The organism is Paraburkholderia sediminicola (assembly GCF_046026675.1).
GTDB lineage: Bacteria > Pseudomonadota > Gammaproteobacteria > Burkholderiales > Burkholderiaceae > Paraburkholderia > Paraburkholderia sediminicola_F.
Genome location: NZ_JAQQEY010000001.1, coordinates 3,477,263 through 3,495,763, shown reverse-complemented (window position 1 = coordinate 3,495,763; position 18,501 = coordinate 3,477,263). Strand labels below are relative to the sequence as shown.

Annotated in this window: 19 protein-coding genes and 3 tRNA genes; 10 read left to right on the top strand and 12 right to left on the bottom strand. The window is 60.4% G+C overall.

Features of this window, described 5'->3' with window-relative positions; translation table 11 throughout:
- The first annotated feature begins 83 nt into the window (after positions 1-83).
- Positions 84-572 carry a phage protein NinX family protein gene (locus PQQ86_RS15135; protein ID WP_408268150.1) on the top strand — a complete coding sequence of 163 codons (489 nt, stop codon included), beginning with the start codon at positions 84-86 and terminating at the stop codon, positions 570-572.
- 107 nt (positions 573-679) lie between these two features.
- Here the strand turns inward: PQQ86_RS15135 and PQQ86_RS15130 are convergent.
- Both PQQ86_RS15130 and PQQ86_RS15125 read right to left on the bottom strand, forming a co-directional pair.
- Positions 680-756, bottom strand: a tRNA-Arg gene (locus tag PQQ86_RS15130).
- Between the two features lie 89 nt (positions 757-845).
- Positions 846-922 (bottom strand) — tRNA-Arg (locus tag PQQ86_RS15125).
- A 120-nt stretch (positions 923-1,042) separates the two neighbouring features.
- On the opposite strand from PQQ86_RS15125, the gene greB reads away from it, so the two are divergent.
- On the top strand, positions 1,043-1,621 hold the full coding sequence (gene greB / locus PQQ86_RS15120; protein ID WP_408268148.1) for a transcription elongation factor GreB: 579 nt from the start codon (positions 1,043-1,045) through the stop codon (positions 1,619-1,621).
- A gap of 51 nt (positions 1,622-1,672) precedes the next feature.
- On the opposite strand, the gene PQQ86_RS15115 is transcribed toward greB, so the two are convergent.
- Both PQQ86_RS15115 and PQQ86_RS15110 read right to left on the bottom strand, forming a co-directional pair.
- Entirely contained in the window at positions 1,673-2,821 is a 1,149-nt protein-coding gene (locus PQQ86_RS15115) for a porin (protein WP_408268146.1), read from the bottom strand.
- Between the two features lie 530 nt (positions 2,822-3,351).
- Positions 3,352-3,600, bottom strand: a complete 249-nt coding sequence (locus PQQ86_RS15110) for a hypothetical protein (protein ID WP_408268143.1) — start codon at positions 3,598-3,600, stop codon at positions 3,352-3,354.
- A gap of 446 nt (positions 3,601-4,046) precedes the next feature.
- On the opposite strand from PQQ86_RS15110, the gene PQQ86_RS15105 reads away from it, so the two are divergent.
- Both PQQ86_RS15105 and PQQ86_RS15100 read left to right on the top strand, forming a co-directional pair.
- The gene (locus PQQ86_RS15105) at positions 4,047-4,250 is read left to right on the top strand and encodes a cold-shock protein (RefSeq protein WP_054037310.1); all 204 of its coding nucleotides are present in this window, start codon (positions 4,047-4,049) and stop codon (positions 4,248-4,250) included.
- A 350-nt stretch (positions 4,251-4,600) separates the two neighbouring features.
- Entirely contained in the window at positions 4,601-5,755 is a 1,155-nt protein-coding gene (locus tag PQQ86_RS15100; RefSeq protein ID WP_408268140.1) for an exonuclease domain-containing protein, read from the top strand.
- Between the two features lie 107 nt (positions 5,756-5,862).
- On the opposite strand, the gene PQQ86_RS15095 is transcribed toward PQQ86_RS15100, so the two are convergent.
- The 3 genes from PQQ86_RS15095 to PQQ86_RS15085 form a co-directional block, all read right to left on the bottom strand.
- Entirely contained in the window at positions 5,863-6,459 is a 597-nt protein-coding gene (locus tag PQQ86_RS15095) for a chorismate mutase (protein WP_408268137.1), read from the bottom strand.
- A gap of 284 nt (positions 6,460-6,743) precedes the next feature.
- Positions 6,744-6,893 carry a hypothetical protein gene (locus PQQ86_RS15090; protein ID WP_028200145.1) on the bottom strand — a complete coding sequence of 50 codons (150 nt, stop codon included), beginning with the start codon at positions 6,891-6,893 and terminating at the stop codon, positions 6,744-6,746.
- Positions 6,894-7,408: 515 nt separating this feature from the next.
- Complete coding sequence (locus PQQ86_RS15085) at positions 7,409-8,524, bottom strand: aldo/keto reductase (RefSeq protein ID WP_408268133.1); 1,116 nt, start codon at positions 8,522-8,524, stop codon at positions 7,409-7,411.
- A gap of 128 nt (positions 8,525-8,652) precedes the next feature.
- Between PQQ86_RS15085 and PQQ86_RS15080 the strand changes: the two genes are divergently transcribed.
- Together PQQ86_RS15080 and PQQ86_RS15075 are read left to right on the top strand one after the other, a co-directional pair.
- Positions 8,653-9,564 carry a LysR family transcriptional regulator gene (locus PQQ86_RS15080; RefSeq protein WP_408268130.1) on the top strand — a complete coding sequence of 304 codons (912 nt, stop codon included), beginning with the start codon at positions 8,653-8,655 and terminating at the stop codon, positions 9,562-9,564.
- A gap of 223 nt (positions 9,565-9,787) precedes the next feature.
- Positions 9,788-9,988, top strand: coding sequence for a hypothetical protein (locus tag PQQ86_RS15075; protein WP_408268128.1), 201 nt, complete (start codon positions 9,788-9,790; stop codon positions 9,986-9,988).
- A 115-nt stretch (positions 9,989-10,103) separates the two neighbouring features.
- On the opposite strand, the gene PQQ86_RS15070 is transcribed toward PQQ86_RS15075, so the two are convergent.
- The 5 genes from PQQ86_RS15070 to pepN all read right to left on the bottom strand — a co-directional run bounded on the left by PQQ86_RS15070 (position 10,104) and on the right by pepN (position 15,018).
- Positions 10,104-10,179 (bottom strand) — tRNA-Thr (locus PQQ86_RS15070).
- A 55-nt stretch (positions 10,180-10,234) separates the two neighbouring features.
- Positions 10,235-11,251: a class 1 fructose-bisphosphatase gene (locus tag PQQ86_RS15065; protein WP_054037301.1), complete on the bottom strand. Its 1,017-nt coding sequence runs from the start codon at positions 11,249-11,251 to the stop codon at positions 10,235-10,237.
- Positions 11,252-11,373: 122 nt separating this feature from the next.
- Positions 11,374-11,829 carry a HigA family addiction module antitoxin gene (locus tag PQQ86_RS15060; RefSeq protein ID WP_054037300.1) on the bottom strand — a complete coding sequence of 152 codons (456 nt, stop codon included), beginning with the start codon at positions 11,827-11,829 and terminating at the stop codon, positions 11,374-11,376.
- A gap of 16 nt (positions 11,830-11,845) precedes the next feature.
- Entirely contained in the window at positions 11,846-12,127 is a 282-nt protein-coding gene (locus tag PQQ86_RS15055; protein WP_408268124.1) for a type II toxin-antitoxin system RelE/ParE family toxin, read from the bottom strand.
- A 194-nt stretch (positions 12,128-12,321) separates the two neighbouring features.
- On the bottom strand, positions 12,322-15,018 hold the full coding sequence (gene pepN / locus PQQ86_RS15050; RefSeq protein ID WP_408268121.1) for an aminopeptidase N: 2,697 nt from the start codon (positions 15,016-15,018) through the stop codon (positions 12,322-12,324).
- A 216-nt stretch (positions 15,019-15,234) separates the two neighbouring features.
- Between pepN and PQQ86_RS15045 the strand changes: the two genes are divergently transcribed.
- From PQQ86_RS15045 to PQQ86_RS15030, 4 genes are all read left to right on the top strand, one after another.
- The gene (locus PQQ86_RS15045; RefSeq protein ID WP_408268118.1) at positions 15,235-15,933 is read left to right on the top strand and encodes a DUF4136 domain-containing protein; all 699 of its coding nucleotides are present in this window, start codon (positions 15,235-15,237) and stop codon (positions 15,931-15,933) included.
- Positions 15,934-16,656: 723 nt separating this feature from the next.
- A complete protein-coding gene (locus PQQ86_RS15040; protein ID WP_408268115.1) occupies positions 16,657-17,448 on the top strand; it encodes a beta-ketoacyl synthase chain length factor in 792 nt (263 codons plus the stop codon).
- On the top strand, positions 17,432-18,226 hold the full coding sequence (locus tag PQQ86_RS15035) for a lysophospholipid acyltransferase family protein (RefSeq protein WP_408268113.1): 795 nt from the start codon (positions 17,432-17,434) through the stop codon (positions 18,224-18,226). Before PQQ86_RS15040 ends, PQQ86_RS15035 begins: the two co-directional genes overlap by 17 nt.
- On the top strand, positions 18,201-18,500 hold the full coding sequence (locus PQQ86_RS15030) for a phosphopantetheine-binding protein (protein ID WP_408268110.1): 300 nt from the start codon (positions 18,201-18,203) through the stop codon (positions 18,498-18,500). Before PQQ86_RS15035 ends, PQQ86_RS15030 begins: the two co-directional genes overlap by 26 nt.
- The last annotated feature ends 1 nt before the right edge of the window (position 18,501 follow it).

The following is an 18,501-nucleotide window of genomic DNA, read 5'->3' as shown; positions in this document are numbered from 1 at the left end:
TCGAGCGGCTTCAGGCGGCCTTCGTCGAATCTGAACGCACCTGCCTGCCAGCGAGTCTCACCGGAACTTCAGGGAGAGCGCTTATGAACGTAGCTGATCTCACCGGCGTGGCGCTCGATTATTGGGTGGCCCGCAGCCTGCACGACTTCGTGCGCGAAATCTACTTTACCGACAGCGGTGAAACCGTCTCGATCCGCGGCAATGATCGCGGCCGCCCGTGGGATGGCCGTTTTACGCCGTCCACGTCATGGGAAGCGGCAGCTGCGGTACTGGAGCGCGCACAGCGACTGGAGGTGCGTGAGCGGCCCAATCATGGCGCGGCACATTGCATCGCGGAGTTCGAGGGCGGCCATCGAACGGTGGAAGGGCGGGGAGATTCGTTGCGGATCGCGCTGCTGCGGGCGTTTGTTGAAAGCCGTTTCGGCGATAGCGTGGACGAGGTATTGCTGCAGGCGCAGGCTGTGACTGGCGAGCGCGCGGCGCTGATCGGCGAGGAATCGGCCGAAAGGCCGTTCGAGGATGTGCCGAGTCCCGATGGGCAGATTGGTGATATTCAGTCGATACCGCGATAGCTGCGGCGACGCCGCCAGGGCATAAGGGCCTGACAGGGTGGACCGGTTGAAGCAGACCGCCCACGCCAAAAAACAAAGGGCCTTCCGATCGGAAGGCCCTTCATAGGTGGTGCGGCTGGCAGGATTCGAACCCACGACCCCTTGGTTCGTAGCCAAGTACTCTATCCAACTGAGCTACAGCCGCACGCTAAACAGGTGGCGCTAAATACGATGATACTGCAATGAGGCTCAGTAAAACGTAAGGGCCTCCCCGGAGGGAGGCCCTCGAATAAGTGGTGCGGCTGGCAGGATTCGAACCCACGACCCCTTGGTTCGTAGCCAAGTACTCTATCCAACTGAGCTACAGCCGCACGCAGAAACGAGATTATAGCAAAGGTTTTCAAAAAGGGAAGCATGTAACTGCGATTTGTCTCATTGCCCTGATCGTGTACCCTTGATAGGCAGTCGCTTGCTGCAGTTAATGGACCATCATGAACAAGGCCTTTGTCAAAGAGTCGAGTGAAGAGAATGACGACGATCTCGACGTCGCCCAGCCCGAAATCCCCCCGGGTACGAAAAACTACATCACGCCCGCCGGTTACCGGCGTATGCGCGATGAACTGCTGCATCTGATCGATGTCGAGCGGCCTGAGGTAGTCAGACTGGTGTCGTGGGCGGCCTCGAACGGCGACCGCTCGGAAAACGGCGACTATATCTATGGCAAACGCCGTCTGCGCGAAATAGATCGGCGGATTCGCTTTCTGACCAAGCGCCTCGACATCGCTGAAATAGTCGACAGCAGCAAACAGGAAAACGTCGATCAGGTTTTCTTCGGCGCGACCGTCGAATATGCGACTGAAGACGGCGAGGTGCATTCCCTGACGGTTGTCGGCGTCGATGAGGTCGACTTGGATGTTGGTCACGTGAGCTGGATCTCGCCGATCGCGCGGGCGCTGCTCAAGGCCAAAATCGGCGATACCGTGACGTTGTACACGCCGGCCGGTCCGCAGCCGATCGACATCCTGGACGTCAAATATCCTCCGCCTGATACCGGCGGCGGTGCTGCATAAAAAAAGGCGCCGCGAACGGCGCCTTCGATACTGCAGGTGTTGCCAGCCGCTTTAGAAGCGGTGGCGCAGACCTGCGGTCACAGCGATTTGCTTGTTGTTGTTCGAAGCGCCCAGACCGTTGATGTCGGCATCGACGACGGCGTTTTCGTTGACTTGCTGGTATTCGCCTTGCAGGTACACGTCCGTACGCTTGGACAGCGCGTACGCCGTTTGCAGGTTGAACTGATTCCAGTGCGGACGCGTGCCGGCCAGGCTCGCACGCGTGTACGTGTACGAACCGGCGATGCTCACTGCCGGCGTCAGCGCGTAGCGAGCGTTAGCTTCGAAGTTCTGGAAGTGAGCGCTGCTGCCGCCGAAGCCACCGATACCGGCCGTTTGACCCGATGCGCCTGCACCGATGCCTGCCAGACCCGACAGATTCGTTTGCGAATACACCAGGCCGACGGTAGCCGGGCCGAATGCATAGTTAGCACCTGCGCCCCACGTTTGCTGACGGGCAGCAAAGAACGTGTTGTCGCTCGACACTGCGCCGCCCGAATTGAACGCCGCAGCCGCGCCAGTCGCGCCGTTGCTGTTCAGTTGCAGGTAAGCGGCAGCGAGGTTCAGGCCGCCCCAGTTATACGATGCGCCCGCGCTGTAAGCACGGTTGTTGGCGAAGCCGTCAGCCTGGTTCGAGAAGCCGTACATGCCGCCGAACTTGAAACCGCCGTAGTTCACGCTCTGGTACTTGACCGAGTTGTTGACGCGGAACGAGTTGTTCAGGTTGTCGTTATCGAACGGGTGCGCGAACTGCGTGCCGCCGTATTGCGTGCCGGTCAGTGCCAGCGGGCCCACGTAGTCGACCATGCTGTCGTATTGACGGCCGAGTGTCACGGCGCCGAACTGGTCGCTCGTCAGACCGACGAACGCTTGACGGCCGAATTCGCGGCCACCTTGTTTCAGCGTGCCGTCATTGATGCCGAAGCCGTTTTCCAGCGTGAAGATGGCCTTGAGACCGCCACCAAGATCCTCAGAACCACGCAAGCCCCAACGGCTGCCGTTCACCGAGCCGCTCGTTTCTTGCCAGTTGCTGTGGCCGTGCTGGTTATTGGTATAGGTGATGCCGGCGTCGATCAAGCCGTACAGCGTGACGCTGCTTTGGGCATGTGCTGCCGTTGCAAAAACGCCCGTGAGGGCCGCGACCATGAGAGTCTTTTTCATCTTGTAACTCCGAGAGCTAGAGTGGGCGTTGAACCCAGGCTTAAGGAGACCATCACGCGGGCGCTGCGAGAGGCGAAATCCGCATGAGAAGCGCGCTGTACGCCACGCGCGCCGGTTTCCGATTACGCAGAGTGTAGAGAGACGCTCGCAAAGCGGATGTTCCGATTTCCGCAATAAAGTATTACTGGATATGAAACGATAGGCGAATGCCGTTTAAGCCTTTCTGATAAAGGCTTGCAGCGTTATTGCGGGGGGCGTGAGAGGTGAGTCAACTGAATCGCGTTGCACATTCGCTACAGTAATCGATGCAAAAAAACAACGCGATAAATCGTAAAAAAGGATTGTTGCCGCTATAGCAATAGATGGTTGTCGATTATGCAAATAATCGATCTCAACTAAGCCGTTATACTGAAATCTCTGCTTTCCGAAGCAGACTTTTTCGTTGACGAAAAAGATCTCCAAACCTTTGTCGGCGCGACTTCCCAGTCGCGCTTTTTTTTGCCTTCAGGTTGCGGATTCGCAGGCGTTAGTCAGTGCGCCGGCGCGGCACCGTCCACATCACTCCAGTTGGTTGCCACCGATACGCTCCAGTCTTCCATCACATAGCGGCGCGCGTCCATGGGAGACGAGAGCAGATTTTGCCAGTGGTCCCCATGCCACATGGGATCGACCTCGAAGGCCGAAGGTGGCGGGGCGGCCGGTTCGGATGGCGCGGGAACTGTCTTTGTGTGCGATTGGGTGAACCAGGCGATAAAGCGACGGAATTCATAGAACAGCATGGCAATCTCCTGACGCGCATTCATTACTTCTTGGTACTGATTTCCATCATGCTGGCATGAGTGCGGCGCAACAACTCGGACAAACACTTACTAAAAACATCCTTTGTTACATATTCTCGTGGGCATGCCGAAAATTTTTCCGATATTGGTTGTGTCCGATATCGAGCGAGTAATATTGACGTGAAATCTATTCTGTTTTCGCTGAATATGCGGCCGGAATCCTTCGATTCATTTGGCATTGACTTATCGCGCCGCGTGCTAAGTGAATATGAAAAATTCGCTTGACGTTGTTTCTTCGTTCCCCGTATAACAGCAAAGCTGAATTTCAATTGCCAGATATGAAAGTGCTGAGGGCTTCAGCAATGCCCGATCGCGGATGAAATGGCCATGAAATGCAGCGTGAGGGCAATGCCCCGATTTGATAAATCCTCGAGGGAAGCTGGAATATGGAAACTGGTATTGTTAAATGGTTCAACGATGCTAAGGGCTTTGGCTTCATTACATCGGATTCGGGTGGCGAAGACCTGTTCGCGCACTTTTCGGAGATCCGCACCGAAGGCTTCAAGTCGTTGAAGGAAAGCCAGCGCGTCTCCTTCGAGGTCAAGGCCGGCCCGAAGGGCAAGCAAGCGGCGAACATTCAACCGCTATAAGTCACACCGCGCTGCTCCGCGTATTTCGCCGGGCAGCCAGGTCGCCGGAAAGCCTTCGCAAGACGCGAAGGCTTTTTTATGGGTATTCGTTATTTGTATCGCGGTAGAAACGATTAACTACCTGGTTCGAATTAACCTGGAGGAGATCGGTGCATAAAATTACGCCCTCGAATCTAAAATCGATGTCATAGAAATATAATAATTAACGCCTTTTGGAGCGAGTCGCGGGTCGTGCAGAAATGCGGTCTTTGTGCCGCGCGGCGACAAGGGCAAAGCAATACTGGCTGGGTGCACGGCGGCTAACTGGTGCATACTTGCCGCAAAGCCACGCGTCCAAAGTATCTCTTTCCATGTCTGAACAGTTTCCGCCGCAACCGGCCCTAGATGTGCCGATCGTCTTCGTCGACCTTGAAACCACCGGCGGCTCGACCAGTGAGCATCGCATCACCGAAGTCGGCGTGGTCGAAATAGGACCGGCCGGTGTGTCGCGCTGGAGCAGCCTGGTCGACCCTCAGCAACCGATTCCTTCCTTCATTCAGCAACTCACCGGCATCACGAACGCGATGGTGCGAGGCGCGCCTACTTTCGACGTCATCGCGCCGGCATTGTTCGAGCGCCTGAACGGCAAACTGTTCGTCGCGCACAACGCCAGTTTCGATCGCGGTTTTCTGCGTGGGGAGTTTCGCCGGGCCGGACTAGCCTTCGATCCGGATGTGTTGTGCACCGTGCGCCTGTCACGCGCGTTGTTTCCGGCGGAAAAGCGCCATGGGCTCGATGCGTTGGTGGAGCGGCATGGTCTCGTTCCGTCCGATCGTCACCGCGCGCTTGCTGACGCCGATCTGATCTGGCAGTTTTGGCAACGTCTGCATGGTGGTCTCGTGCCACCGGACGTTTTGCATGCGCAGATCGAGCGCACTACGCGGCGCTACCGGCTTGCTGGCGACATCACCGAAGATCTGCTCGACACAGCGCCGGCCGGATGCGGTGTCTACGCGTTCTATGGAGAGGACGATCTGCCGCTCTATGTCGGGCGAAGCGTGCGTGTGCGTCAGCGGCTGCGTTCGCACTTAACGGGTGAGCGGCGCTCGTCGAAGGACGTGCGGCTTGCGCAACAAGTGCGGCGTGTCGAGTGGCGCGCGACCGGTGGCGAGCTGGGCGCCATGCTCGCAGAGGCACAATGGATCGCGACGCTGCGTCCCGGCCATAACCGGGTGCCGCGTGTCATGAAGAGCGATCCGGTGGACGCGCCCTGGCCGTTCGAAGGTCCGATCGTTTTTGAGGAGCGTGAAGAAGCGTCGCACGCGCGTGCTTTTCATATCGTCGACCGATGGCGTTATCTTGGGCATGCGCCCTCGCTCGCCCAGGCGGCGGAGCTGCATGCGTCGAACGCTGGCGGACCGTTCGAACTGTCGACCTATCGTCTTCTGCAAAGCCATCTGGCGCGCGGCTTGCGCGTGATGCCCTTGAGCGTCTCGAGCGGCGCACCCGTGCCGAGTCTGGCTTAATGCGGGTTTTGTTTGTGCAACAACCCGCCTCTCAGGGCGGGTTCAATCCTTACCTAAAAGGGGTGGACCGAGCGGAGTTTCAGACCCCGTTCGACCGCACCGACCGATCAGCCCGTCGCACCGACTCCGCCCGCTTCGCACACATGGCCGAGAGCGCGCGTCAATGCGCTTGAATGGGCCGAGTCATAGCGCGTCAGCGATTTCCAGTTAGCAAGCGATTGCGCCACGCGCGACGGACAGTCCTGCGCCGCGCGCAGTGGTTGCACGCGCGCGAGTCCGGCCACGAGCGACTGCGTCAGCCGGTCCAACTGCGGCCTCGTGCTGCTGGCGAGGTCGGGCGCAGGGCCTTCGGGCGGCCGCGTGCTGCGCCAGGTATCAAACAGCGAGTTTTGCACGTCCTTGCTGGCGTCGATCTGATCCTGGAAGAAGGCGTGCGCAAACGCTGGATCGACGTTCGCAGCAACGGCGCGCTTTTCGACGTCGACGAGCAAAGCATTCTCGCGCGGCGTGTCCGTAATCGCCTGGTGGTTAGCCCACTTCCAGCGCGCAACGGGCTCTGCGAGCGCGAGGCGCTGTGAAGCCAGTGCGATCAGATTGGTGAGAGCGGTGTCGTCGCCATCCGCGACGGCAGGGGCGGGCGCGAGCACAAGCGCGGTGAAGAACGCGAGCGCACATGACGCTCCAAAGCGATACGAGCGATTCATGGAAGGCGGGAGTGGCCGGTGGCCGCGGAAGAAAACCAGAAGAATAGACGATGCGCGGAGCAAGTGGGCGCGCTGAATGACCGAAAAGCAAACCGCCGGGATATTTAAAAGCGTCTATCAGAGACGAGCACTATCAGTGCGCCGGGCCACATCAACCAGGCGTCGCAACCAGGCAGGCGTAACCCGCACCCCGAAAGCGGCAAACGACAATCGTAGGGGCGCGTAGCAACGTTCGCCGCGCGCCGAACGCGCGGACGCTGATGCTGCATCGCACCACTGCACAATTACTTCGAGTCGCACGACTTACGTTGTTCGTCGAAAAATGCACGAACATGCTCAGGCAGTTCGGCACCCAGAAACTCGACGCCAGCGGGTTCCGGATCCGGGCTAAAAACTTTATCCGGGGTCGGAATCTTCGGTGGTTTGGCATCCATGATCTCTCTCCTTTACAAACCGATTATCTGCCTCGGTCCCCGTTTTGCACCAGTGTCTGATGCGGCTCACATGTTGTGTGTTGCTTTAACGGTACAGCCTTACATTGGAACGGAATGTTTGAATAGAATTTACCGGTTGACTGCGCAGAACCGAATTTGCCGCGGCCAATCAAAAACAGTCCGATATCTTCGCCGTTTCCTTCCCTTCTCAGCCTTGCCCCATGCGCCTTCCGCGCATTATCTCTGTTGCATCACAGCATCGCCTGTTCATATCCCTTGATATGAACAAATCACAGCGTTTTTGTGCGCTGCCGCATCGGAAGGATTTTCTCCGCGTTAGTCCGAACGTTCGTTTATTACCGATTGGTTCAGCGCGTTCATTCAGCCCCCTAATTGTTTGTAAACGAACGATTGCGCAACTTCGTTGACGAATGGGAATACTTTTCTGACTATTTTTTGCAAACAAAAAAAGCGCCGCGCTCCAGACAAAGCGTCGCGCTCAAGGTGGACGATTTTTACGCGTTTGGCGCTGGAATTTTCACGGGTGCGGAGTAGGCGGTGGGTTTGTCGGCGACTTCGACCTGGCCATGAATCCGCGCCTGATGACCGTCGGCAAACATGTAGTACGGGAATGGACGAGCAGGTTCCGAGACGGCGTCGAGCCGTGCGACCAATTCCGGCGCGAGCGTGAACTCGAGCGAGCCGAGTGATTCCTGCAACTGCTCTGGCCGGGTCGCGCCGACAATGATGCTCGACACGCCGCGCTTGTGATGCAGCCAGTTCAGCGCAACTTGCGCCATCGGCCGCCCCGCCAGGTTCGCGACGGCTTCCAGTTCCGCGACGATGCGGAAGTTGCGCTCGGTCAGCTTGTCGAATCCCGGCGGCGGCGCGCTGGCCATGCTCGCAAGGCGACCGTCGCCAGAAACGGCGCTCGCCGCTCCGCCTTGCGAAGGGCGGTATTTGCCCGACAACACGCCCATACCCAGTGGACTCCACGGCACGAGCCCCATGCCCAGATTGGCGGCGAGATCGGCGAACTCGTTTTCGGCGTTGCGCTCGATCATCGAGTATTCGAGTTGCATCGCCGCGACCGGTTCGAAGCCGCGCCAGTCGGCAAGCGTCTGCGCCCGCCCGGCGAACCACGCGGGCGTATCCGACAGGCCGACGTAGCGGATCTTGCCCGCACGCACGGCGTCGTCCATCGCGCGCATCACTTCGTCGACCGGCGTGACGCGATCCCACGTGTGCAGGTAGTACAGGTCGATGTAGTCGGTGCCGAGGCGCTTGAGCGAGCCGTCGAGTGCACGCAGCAGATTCTTGCGATGGTTACCGCCCGCGTTCGGATTGCCGGTCTCGGCGTTGTAGCCGTACTTGGTGGCGATCACAAGCCGGTCGCGCAGACCGCGCGCCGTGACGAATTTGCCGAGCCATTTCTCGCTGGTGCCCTCGGTGTACAGGTCGGCGGTATCGATGAAGTTACCGCCGGCATCCACGTACAGATCGAACAGGCGTTGCGCCGATTGTTCGTCGGCGCCCCAGCCCCATTCTGTGCCGAAGGTCATCGTGCCGAGTGCGATCGGGCTTACGCGAAGGCCCGAGCGGCCGAGCAGGGTGTAGCAGTCCATCGTCATATCAGTCTCCTTGAGCGATCAGGCGGAAAGCGTTGAATCGATGACGCTATCGTGCGCCGATTCGTTACTTGGAAAAATGCCGTCTGTCTGCAAGGATTGTGAAGTCCGACTTAATAATGGAGGTCGCGATGGACCCAGCCCAGTTGCCGGCGTTGATGGCGTTCGCGAGCGTGGCGCGGCACGGCAGCTTCACGCACGCGGCTGCGGAAACCGGCGTGACGGCATCGGCGTTGTCGCAAAGCATTCGTTCGCTCGAGACGCAGCTGAATGTGCGTCTGTTCAACCGGACCACCCGGCGTGTCGCCCTGACGGAGGCCGGTGCGCAGTTTCTCGCGCGCGTGCTGCCTGCGCTGAGTGAGCTGGAGGCGGCCTTCGAGGCGCTTGATGAAACTCGCGACCAGCCCGCCGGCACGCTGCGCATCAATTTGCCGAGGGTCGCGAGCGAGTTGCTGGTGCTGCCGCATCTGGCCGAGTTCGCGCGCCGCTATCCGCAGATCCGTCTCGATCTGACACTCGACGATGGTTTCGCTGACGTAGTCGGCGAAGGATTCGACGCGGGCATCCGGCTCGGCGAACGGATCGCAAAGGACATGGTGGCGGTCCCATTGGGTGGCGAGATCCGCATTGTCGTAGCCGGCTCACCGTCCTACTTCGAACGCTATCCAGCGCCGGCGACGCCAGCCGATCTCGCTGCTCACGATTGCCTGCGCTACCGCTTCTCGACTAGCGGCGGCATCTATCGATGGGAGTTCGCGCAGCCTGACGATCCGTCGCGCGTGTTCGAAGTCGAGACACGGGGGAGTCTCGTCACCAACGATCTGCACACGATGGTGCGGGCGGCGGAGCAGGGCGTGGGTCTCCTGCACGTAATCGACGACTACGTGAATGAGCAACTCGAAGACGGCCGCCTGGTCCGCGTGCTGGACGGATGGTGTCCTAGCTTTCCGGGCTTTTATCTGTACACGGCGAACCGTGCGCAAATGCCGTTCAAGCTGCGCGCGCTGATCGATTTCCTGCGGGAGAAGCGCGAAGTCCGATAGAGCTCGCGTGTTGCGGCAGCGTCAGGCTGCGAATCGTTGCATCGGACTGGTTGCCGTGCGACTCTCCCCGGTGATGTCTGCAACTGCCGTTGGTTTGTCGTTCGCCTCGATCGTGCCGCCGACTATCATTGAAGCTACTATCTGCGGCACAGGGTGCGGTGGATAACGGAAGCGCCGACACCGGCGCGGAAGATGGCTGTCTTCGCCCTTCAGAGAGTTCGCCATGGAAAACGCTGTCTACTGGAAAGGACGTCAGGTTGGAATCGAGTGCGCCGGTCGGGTCTCGTGGTTTTCGTCGGCGCCGCAGGAAGCCGTGTTGGCATATGGCACGAAGCCGGCTGAGAACGTGATCGTTGAAGATGCGGTCGTCGTTCGCAATCTCGGCGTGACCGCGCGAAGCGATCGATTGGATTTTGGCGACTGAACGGGCGCTACCGTCGATCATTGTGGCGGTCGGTTGAAGCGAGAACCACCTTGAAAACCGCCAACAGAAAGCAAAAAGCCCGGTCACGAGGACTGGGCTTTTTGCTCGAATCTTGTGGTGCCGGAAAGAGGAATCGAACCCCCGACCTTCGCATTACGAATGCGCTGCTCTACCGTCTGAGCTATTCCGGCATCAGGAGAAACGAGATTATAGGGACTTCTTCAGGAACTTGGCAAGCCCCCGCGGTCACTTTTTTGTTTCGAGATGGTAGCGGGTGACGCGGTCGACTTCGTTTTTCGAGCCGAGGAACACCGCCACACGTTCGTGCAGACTTTTCGGCTGGATGTCCAGAATCCGCTTCTCGCCATTGGTTGCGGCGCCCCCCGCCTGCTCGACGATGAACGCCATCGGGTTCGCTTCGTACATCAGGCGGAGCTTGCCCGGCTTGTCCGGTGTGCGCTTGTCGGCCGGGTACATGAAGATGCCGCCACGGTTCAGGATACGGTGCACGTCGGCCACCATCGATGCAATCCAGCGCATGTTGAAGTCGCTCTGGCGCGAACCGTCCTTGCCGTCTTTCAACTCGCCGATGTATTTCTCGACCGGCGGATACCAGTGACGTTCGTTCGACGCGTTGATCGCATATTCACGCGTTTCAACCGGAATGCGCATATCGCTCTGCGTGAGCACCCACGAACCCAGTTCGCGGTCGAGCGTGAAGCAGTTCACGCCGTTGCCGGTGGTCAGCACCAGCACGGTTTGCGGGCCGTACACCGCATAACCTGCCGCGACCTGCTGCGTGCCGGGTTGCAGGAACGACTGTTCGGTGGGCTGCTGGCCGTCCGGGCAGCGCAGCACTGAGAAGATCGTGCCGATCGACACGTTGACGTCGATGTTCGACGAGCCGTCGAGCGGATCGAACACCAGCAGGTATTCGCCCTTCGGGTAGTTGGCGGGGATTGGGAAAAACTGCTCCATTTCCTCAGACGCCATGCCCGCAAGGTTGCCGCCCCATTCATTCGCTTCGAGCAGGATTTCGTTCGACAGGATGTCGAGTTTCTTCTGCACTTCGCCCTGAACGTTCTCGCTGCCTGCCGTGCCGAGCGCATCGCCCAGCGCGCCCTTGCTGACGTGGTAGCTGATCGCCTTGCACGCGCGCGCGACGACTTCGATCAAAAGGCGCAGGTCGGCCGGCAGGTTGTTGGTTTCGCGCTGCTGCTCGATCAGGTACTTCGTGAGAGTGGTACGACGTTGCAAAGCCATTGCTGTACTCCGGGAAGGCTTGGGGAATGTCTCGATTTTAACCGCTCGCTGTGTCGGTTCCGTGCTTTTGAGATACGAGGGCGTGCGCCGGTCTTGCCAGGCGCCGTAAAGCCGCGCGAAATTCAGGCTTTGCGGCGAGCCTTGATGGCCGTGACATGGCCGGCCACGTGAGTGGCAAGCGCCGCGGCACGGGCGTGTTCGGCCGGGACCTTCGGCATTTTGGGTCGGTTTGCCTTGGGCATCGGCTCGATCTCGCGTTCGATCTGCTCGCCGGCTGCCGCGGTGGCGACGCGCAGATCGTAGGCAATCTGCAGATTCAGCCAGAACTGCGCACTCGCACCGAAGTAGCGTTCGAGCCGCAGCGCGGTGTCAGCCGAGATGGCGCGCTTGCCGCGCACGATGTCGTTAATGCGCGGCGCCGGTACGCGCAGTGCAAGGGCGAGCGCATTGACGGACATGCCAAGCGGCTCGAGGAACTCGCACCGCAGAATCTCGCCGGGGTGGATTTCCGGGATGCTTTCGCCGGTGCTGATGTCGGAGAAATCGATGCTGCCCAGATCGGAGCGTTTGATGACCATGCTGGTCTCCCAATAATCAGTGATAGTCGACAATTTCGACATTCAGCGCCTCCCCGTCGACAAAATGAAAACAGATGCGCCACTGCGCATTGATTCGAATACTCCACTGCCCGCTGCGATGACCTTGCAGCGCTTCGAGCCGATTGCCCGGCGGCGCATGCAGATTGCGGATGGACTTGGCGGCGTCGATCATGAGCAGCTTGCGGCGTGCGAGCGCCTGCATGTAAAGCGGCAGTGAATGCACGAACTTGCCCTGAAAGATTGCTGCCGTAGCCTTGTCGCCGAATGTCGTGATCATGGGATAATATAACGCGTCGCGTTAAACGTAAACCGTTAAATGAATGCGTTTACTTTCACCCTGCCGAGCCGATACGAACAGTCGTCCAGACGGCTAACGTTGACGTTCGCACACCGCCTCATCGCAAATTTAGGACGAAAAAAACCGGCAACACGTGCCGGCTTTTCGCTGCGCAAAGCGCTGTCAGACGATCGTCATGCCAACGCTTTCTCCACGATCTCGCGCACGTCGCGCGACTTCACCTGCGACGCCACTTTCTCCAGCGCCGCACGCATGCCGTCACGCAGTGTCGGCGTAAAGCGGCGCCACAGTTCCAGCGAGCGGGCGAGGCGGGCGGCCACTTGCGGATTGATGGCGTCGAGCGCGATCACCTGTTCGGCCCAGAACACGTAGCCCGAGCCGTCTTCGGCGTGGAACTGCGCGGGGTTCGCGGCGCAGAAGCTGAAAATCAGCGAGCGCGCGCGGTTCGGGTTCTTCAGGTTGAAAGCCGGGTGCGCCATCAGCTTGCGCACGATCTCGATCACCGGACGCTGCGCGCTGCCACGCTGCGTGGCTTGCAACGCGAACCACTTGTCGATGACGAGCGGTTCCTTTTCGAAGCGCCGGTAGAAGTCGTCCAGCGCCTGCTGCGCCTCAATGCTGCCGCCCTTCGCCGCCGACGCATTGAGCAATGCCGAGAGCGCCGCCGAGCGGTCGGTCATGTTGTTGGCGGCGTCGTATTGCGCGGATGCAAGACGCACGGCTTCAGCTGGATCGTCCAGTTCCGCGAGATACGACAACGCAAGATTCTTCAACGCACGATGACCGGAAGCCTCCGGCGTCGCTTCATACGCACCCGGCGTGCGGTGCTTTTCGTACACGGCAAGCCAGTCCTTCCTGAGCGCATTCGCGAGGCGCTTGCGTACGAACTGCCGTGCGGCGTGTACGGCAGCCGGATTCGATTCGGCCATCTGTTCAGCCAGATACGCTTCTGACGGCAGCATCAATGCCAGTTCGCGGAACGAGGGCGAGAGCGTTTCGTCGGTCAGCACGCGCGCGAACGCGGCGACGACCGAGTCGTCGAGCTGCAGCGGCACGCCGGTTGTGGCGCGCCCGGCCAGCGTCAGCAACTCGCGCGTGGCGAGCCGTTGGCCGGCTTCCCAGCGGTTGAATGGGTCGCTGTCGTGCGCGAGCAGGAACGCGAGCTGATCGGCCGAATAGTCGTATTCGACGATCACCGGCGCCGAGAAATTGCGTAGCAGCGAGGGCAGCGGTTCCTGCGCGACGTTGACGAACGTGAAGGTCTGTTCGGTCTGCGTGAATTCCAGCACGCGCGTGGTGGAGTCCGACGCCCTGGCTTCGCCTTCCAGCTGCAGCGGTAGATCGTGCCCGTCCTTGCCGATCAATCCGATCGCGAACGGAATCAGCAGCGGGCCCTTTTGCGTTTCACGCGCGGCCGGGGCGGTATCGCCGTAGCCTTGCGTGAGCGTCACGCTGTAGCGCTGCTGTGCGGCGTCGTATTTCGTACGCACGGACACGCGCGGCGTGCCGGCCTGGCTGTACCAGCGCTCGAACTGCGCGAGATCGCGGCCGTTCGCATCGGCGAGCGCGTGGCGGAAGTCGTCGCAAGTCACAGCCTGGCCGTCATGACGCTTGAAGTACAGGTCCATGCCTTTGCGGAAACCGTCGCGGCCGAACAGTGTCTGATACATCCGCACGACTTCGGAGCCCTTTTCGTAGACCGTCATCGTGTAGAAGTTGTTGATCTCGACGTAGCTTTCCGGGCGGACCGGGTGCGCCATCGGACCCGCGTCTTCGGCGAATTGCATCTGGCGCAGCACGCGCACGTCTTCGATGCGTTTGGTGGCGCGCGCGGCTTCGTCAGTCGCACCGCCTGCCATGTCGGCCGAGAACTCCTGATCGCGGAACACTGTCAGGCCCTCTTTCAGGCTCAGCTGGAACCAGTCGCGGCACGTCACGCGATTGCCGGTCCAGTTGTGGAAGTACTCGTGGCCGACCACTGCCTCGATGTTCGCGAAGTCGGTGTCCGTTGCCGTTTCGGGGTTCGCCAGCACGTACTTCGTGTTGAAGATGTTGAGCCCCTTGTTCTCCATCGCGCCCATGTTGAAGTCGCTCACCGCGACGATCATGAAGCGGTCCAGATCCAGCTCCAGCCCGAAGCGCGACTCGTCCCAGCGGATCGAGTTGATCAGCGAATCCATGGCGTGACGGGTCTTGTCCAGGTCGTGCGGTTCGACCCACACCTGCAGCAGCTTTTCCTTGCCCGAACCGCTCTTCACGCGTTCTTCGAGCGCAACCAGCTTGCCCGCGACCAGCGCGAACAGATAGCTCGGCTTCCTGAACGGATCTTCCCAGCGGGCGAAATGGCGGCCGTCCGGCAGATCGCCTTCTTCGAGCAGATTGCCGTTCGACAGCAGCACCGGATAGTCGGCCTTGCTGGCGCGCAGCGTGACCGTGAAGGTCGCCATCACGTCGGGGCGGTCGAGGAAATAGGTGATGCGGCGAAAGCCCTCGGCCTCGCACTGCGTGAAGAAGTTGCCGCCCGACACATACAGGCCCGACAGCGTGGTGTTTTCCGCCGGATTGCAGATGCTGGTGAGCGTAAGCTCGAAGTTATCCGGCACGTTGTCGAGCGTGAGGCCGTGTTCGTGCGCATGCGCGTGGGCGAACGGGGCGCCATTGAGCGTGGCGCTGACGAACTCGAGTTGTTCGCCCATCAGTTCGAAATTCGCGGCGCGGGACGCGTCCGGGTTGCGGCGCACCCGCATCGTGTTCCTGACAACGGTGCGTTCGGGGACCAGATCGAACTCCAGTGCGACGGTGTCGATCAGAAAGGCGGGCGGCGCGTAATCGGCGCGGCGGATCACATTGGGCGTTGCGGTATCGGCCATGGCGTTCTGTAGTGATGGGACTCGAGCCGTCAAGCGTGCTTATGGCGCGCGAGCCGGGCTTGTCGAGCCATTGTACAAAGGCTCGGCAGATTGTGCGGCTCGAACTTTTTACCGATTCGCCTGGTCAGCGTATTATCGGGGCCGCTCTGCGCAGCAAAGCATGCGCATGAGCCAACCCGCTTAAGAACGGTAATAACAGGCGTCACGAGGTAGACCATGAAATTCGATCGATGGACCCGCCGCGCCACGCTGCTGCTGGCCACGCTGACGGTGCTGCTGTCCGGCTGCACGAGCTACGTGACCTCCCAGGTCACGGCGTTCTCCGACTGGAGCGGCAACGATGCCACCCGTACCTATGCCTTCACGCGGGCGGGGGATCAGCAGAACAATCTCGAACTCACCACCTACGAGCGGCTCGTCGGCAACGAGCTTGCCACGCATGCGTTCCGTCAGGTCGACACGTCCCAGGCGCGTTATCTGGTCGGGCTTTCTTACGGGATTCGCTCGGATATGGTGACGGTCGCGCAGCCGGTGTATTACAACCCCTGGCCGGCGCCGTACTGGGGTCGGCCGTTCGATCCGTGGGGTCCGTGGGGCGCGTTTTCGACCGCCTATGTGAACCAGAGCTACCCGATCTTCACGCACCTGCTCGGCGTGCGGATCACCGAGCGCGCCAGCGGCAAAGAGGTCTATAACGTGACGGCGCGCAACTCGGACGAAGAATCGTCGCTGGTGAGAGCCATGCCGTATCTGGCGCGCAGCGCGCTGGCGGACTTCCCGCTCGGCAACGGCGTGGTACATACCGTGAAGCTTCCCGTCGACAAGAACGGCGGGGTCTCGAACGAAGTCGCGACGACGGGCGCGGCGCCCGCGGCCGCGCCGGCTTCGGCGCTGGGTGCTAAGGTCGTGCAGTAAGCGCGTAAGCGTAATAAGCACTGAACCTTCACGGCGAACCGCATACGCTGCGGCGCAATACAAACGGCCCGGCAGGTCATTCTGCCGGGCCGTTTTGCTTTGCAGCTCGCGCGAGCGTACTTTTGGCCGGAAGCCGATGGCGCTGCCGCAATATGGCAAAAATGGGCAAAAACGGCGCTGCGGTAAGCCCCCGTAAGTCGCGCGCGAGATTCGAGCGATGCACGGCATCTAACTCAGCAGAACGGCCGCTAAGCGTTGAAATGTTCCGAAACGAAACACCTGTTTAGAAAGTTAAATGAAAGTATTCGAGTCTATTTGGTGATAGGGCAAGACCCATCTGGCCCGCGGAGCTTGCTGCCAGCGGCTTTGCAGACTGCTCACAGACGTGCAAGGGCCGCCAGGCCTATATTTTGACGTTGTCCAGGCATCCGTCGCACCCGCGATACGGATACAGATAGATACGTCTTTTGTGGCTGATTTAATCCACAATATTCAGTATGATTCCGGCGACCACAGGGAGCCTGAGTCAATCCATCAGACTAATTGGCACAGGCGCCTAAATAATCGGGGCCAAGTGCCGTTAAATCGCTGAACCCTATATAAGAAGATTGGATTGACCCCCGGCTGGAGATTGTCGTTCCGCGCGGCGCGCATACGCTGTGACGGCTGCGTATTCCGTCAGGCGCCCTCAGCCTCTCCTCGCTTCTACGCGCGAACACCGATATGCCCGATCTGCACTGGACCATTCCGGTCGCTCGCTGGTCTAGCTGGCCTGCTGCCGCTTCTGCCGCACCCGACATCGGCTTTATCGAGCCGATCGTGCGGCGTCGCCTGAGCACGCTGTCCAGAGTCGCCCTGAAGGTCGCGCACGACTGCGTGGCGCAAGACGAGGTCAGGGTCGTGTTCGCTTCACGCCACGGCGAATTGCGGCGCACCACGGACATCCTGCGTACCATCAGCGCGGGCGAGCCGGTCTCGCCGACCGCCTTCAGCCTGTCGGTGCTGAACGCCATGACCGGCGTGTTCGGCATCGCGCGCGGCGACCGTTCCGCTGCCAGCGCGATCTCGGCCGGCGCCGAGACGCTCGGCTACGCGCTGCTGGAAGCGTACGCACAATACGAAACGCAGCCCGGGGCACCGGTATTGCTGGTGTACGCTGACGAACCGGCCGATCCCGCGTATGGCACGATCGAAGACGAAGTTCAGGGTGGCGCGATCGCGATCCTGCTAAACGGCGAAGCGGCGACGGGGCAGTTAGTCTGCACGTTGTCCGGCGCAAATGAGCCGGAGGCGGCGGAGGCAGCGCAGGAGGCAAATCACGCAGACGCGGGAAATGTGACAACTGCGGTGACAACTGCGGTGGCAACCGCGAAGGCAACCGCCGACGCAAGCCCGGAAGAAAGTTTCGCGACCCAGAGCCAGGCGCTGCAGCACTGTCTGGAAACGGGTAGGCCCGCCGTCTGGAAAGGCGCCGGTGCGGCCTGGCATTGGAGGTGGGATGAACGCGCGGCTTGATTACGTTTGGCGGTTCTGCGCGACAGGCATGGCCTTCGTAGTGTTCGGCATTTGCGGCGTGCTGTTTTCGGTGCTGGTGTTCCCGCTCGCGTGGCTGTGGCCGCACCGGACGTCGCGTCAGCGCGTGGTGACGACCGTGATTCACTGGTTTTTCCGCGCGCTGGTCGCGGTGTTGCAGCGCATCGGCGTGATGGAGCTAGAGGTATCGGGTGGGGAGGCATTGCGCGCCGGCGGCCCGGCGATCGTGGTCGCCAATCACCCGACCTATCTGGACGTGATGGTGTTGTTGGCGCTCACGCCGCGTGCCTGTTGCGTGGTGAAAAACGCGCACTGGGGTAACCCGTGTTTCTGGGGGATCGTGCGCTCGGCGGAATATGTGAGCAACGCCGATCCGTCGGAACTCGTCGAAGCCGGCGCGCGGCAGCTTGCAGCGGGCTACACGATGATTATTTTTCCCGAGGGCACGCGCAGCCCAGCGCCGAACCGGCTGCACGCGTTTTCACGCGGGTTCGCGCACATGGCGTTGAAGGTCGGCGCTCCGATCGTGCCGGTGCTGATGGACTGCGATCCGCCTGCGTTCACCAAACAGATGCGCTGGTACGACGTGCCGGCGCGTGCTTTCCGTATACGCGTGAACGTGCTCGAGCCGCTTGGCGTCGAGCAACTCGCGGACCACGACACTTCACCGTCTCTCGCGGCGCGCAGTGTGACTAGCGCCATCGAAGCCCACATTACTCAGCACCTGTTCGATTATGGATTCTTTAAAACTGGAAATTAAACAGCTTCTGATCGAAGCCCTCGATCTGGAAGACCTGAGCCCGGCCGATATCGACGACGACGCTCCGTTGTTCGATACCGACGGCATCGGCCTCGACTCGATCGACGCGCTCGAGATCGGCATCGTGCTGCGCAAACAATACCAGCTGACCATCGCCGCGAACGACGAACGCACCCGCGAGCACTTCCGCTCGATCAGCACGCTGGCCGCGCTGGTCGCGAGTCAACGCGAAACGGCGCATGCTGTGAACGAAATCACAAGAAAAGGGGATTAAT

Bases quoted from the DNA above. Each gene is read 5' to 3' on its own strand.
- greB (WP_408268148.1), top strand. From the start codon at position 1,043: ATGAACAAGGCCTTTGTCAAAGAGTCGAGTGAAGAGAATGACGACGAT.
- PQQ86_RS15090 (WP_028200145.1), bottom strand. From the start codon at position 6,893: ATGGATGCCAAACCACCGAAGATTCCGACCCCGGATAAAGTTTTTAGC.
- PQQ86_RS15045 (WP_408268118.1), top strand. From the start codon at position 15,235: ATGAAATTCGATCGATGGACCCGCCGCGCCACGCTGCTGCTGGCCACG.
- PQQ86_RS15055 (WP_408268124.1), bottom strand. From the start codon at position 12,127: ATGATCACGACATTCGGCGACAAGGCTACGGCAGCAATCTTTCAGGGC.
- PQQ86_RS15035 (WP_408268113.1), top strand. From the start codon at position 17,432: ATGAACGCGCGGCTTGATTACGTTTGGCGGTTCTGCGCGACAGGCATG.
- PQQ86_RS15085 (WP_408268133.1), bottom strand. From the start codon at position 8,524: ATGACGATGGACTGCTACACCCTGCTCGGCCGCTCGGGCCTTCGCGTA.
- PQQ86_RS15040 (WP_408268115.1), top strand. From the start codon at position 16,657: ATGCCCGATCTGCACTGGACCATTCCGGTCGCTCGCTGGTCTAGCTGG.
- pepN (WP_408268121.1), bottom strand. From the start codon at position 15,018: ATGGCCGATACCGCAACGCCCAATGTGATCCGCCGCGCCGATTACGCG.
- PQQ86_RS15110 (WP_408268143.1), bottom strand. From the start codon at position 3,600: ATGCTGTTCTATGAATTCCGTCGCTTTATCGCCTGGTTCACCCAATCG.
- PQQ86_RS15075 (WP_408268128.1), top strand. From the start codon at position 9,788: ATGGAAAACGCTGTCTACTGGAAAGGACGTCAGGTTGGAATCGAGTGC.
- PQQ86_RS15095 (WP_408268137.1), bottom strand. From the start codon at position 6,459: ATGAATCGCTCGTATCGCTTTGGAGCGTCATGTGCGCTCGCGTTCTTC.
- PQQ86_RS15135 (WP_408268150.1), top strand. From the start codon at position 84: ATGAACGTAGCTGATCTCACCGGCGTGGCGCTCGATTATTGGGTGGCC.
- PQQ86_RS15030 (WP_408268110.1), top strand. From the start codon at position 18,201: ATGGATTCTTTAAAACTGGAAATTAAACAGCTTCTGATCGAAGCCCTC.
- PQQ86_RS15080 (WP_408268130.1), top strand. From the start codon at position 8,653: ATGGACCCAGCCCAGTTGCCGGCGTTGATGGCGTTCGCGAGCGTGGCG.
- PQQ86_RS15065 (WP_054037301.1), bottom strand. From the start codon at position 11,251: ATGGCTTTGCAACGTCGTACCACTCTCACGAAGTACCTGATCGAGCAG.
- PQQ86_RS15060 (WP_054037300.1), bottom strand. From the start codon at position 11,829: ATGGTCATCAAACGCTCCGATCTGGGCAGCATCGATTTCTCCGACATC.
- PQQ86_RS15105 (WP_054037310.1), top strand. From the start codon at position 4,047: ATGGAAACTGGTATTGTTAAATGGTTCAACGATGCTAAGGGCTTTGGC.
- PQQ86_RS15115 (WP_408268146.1), bottom strand. From the start codon at position 2,821: ATGAAAAAGACTCTCATGGTCGCGGCCCTCACGGGCGTTTTTGCAACG.
- PQQ86_RS15100 (WP_408268140.1), top strand. From the start codon at position 4,601: ATGTCTGAACAGTTTCCGCCGCAACCGGCCCTAGATGTGCCGATCGTC.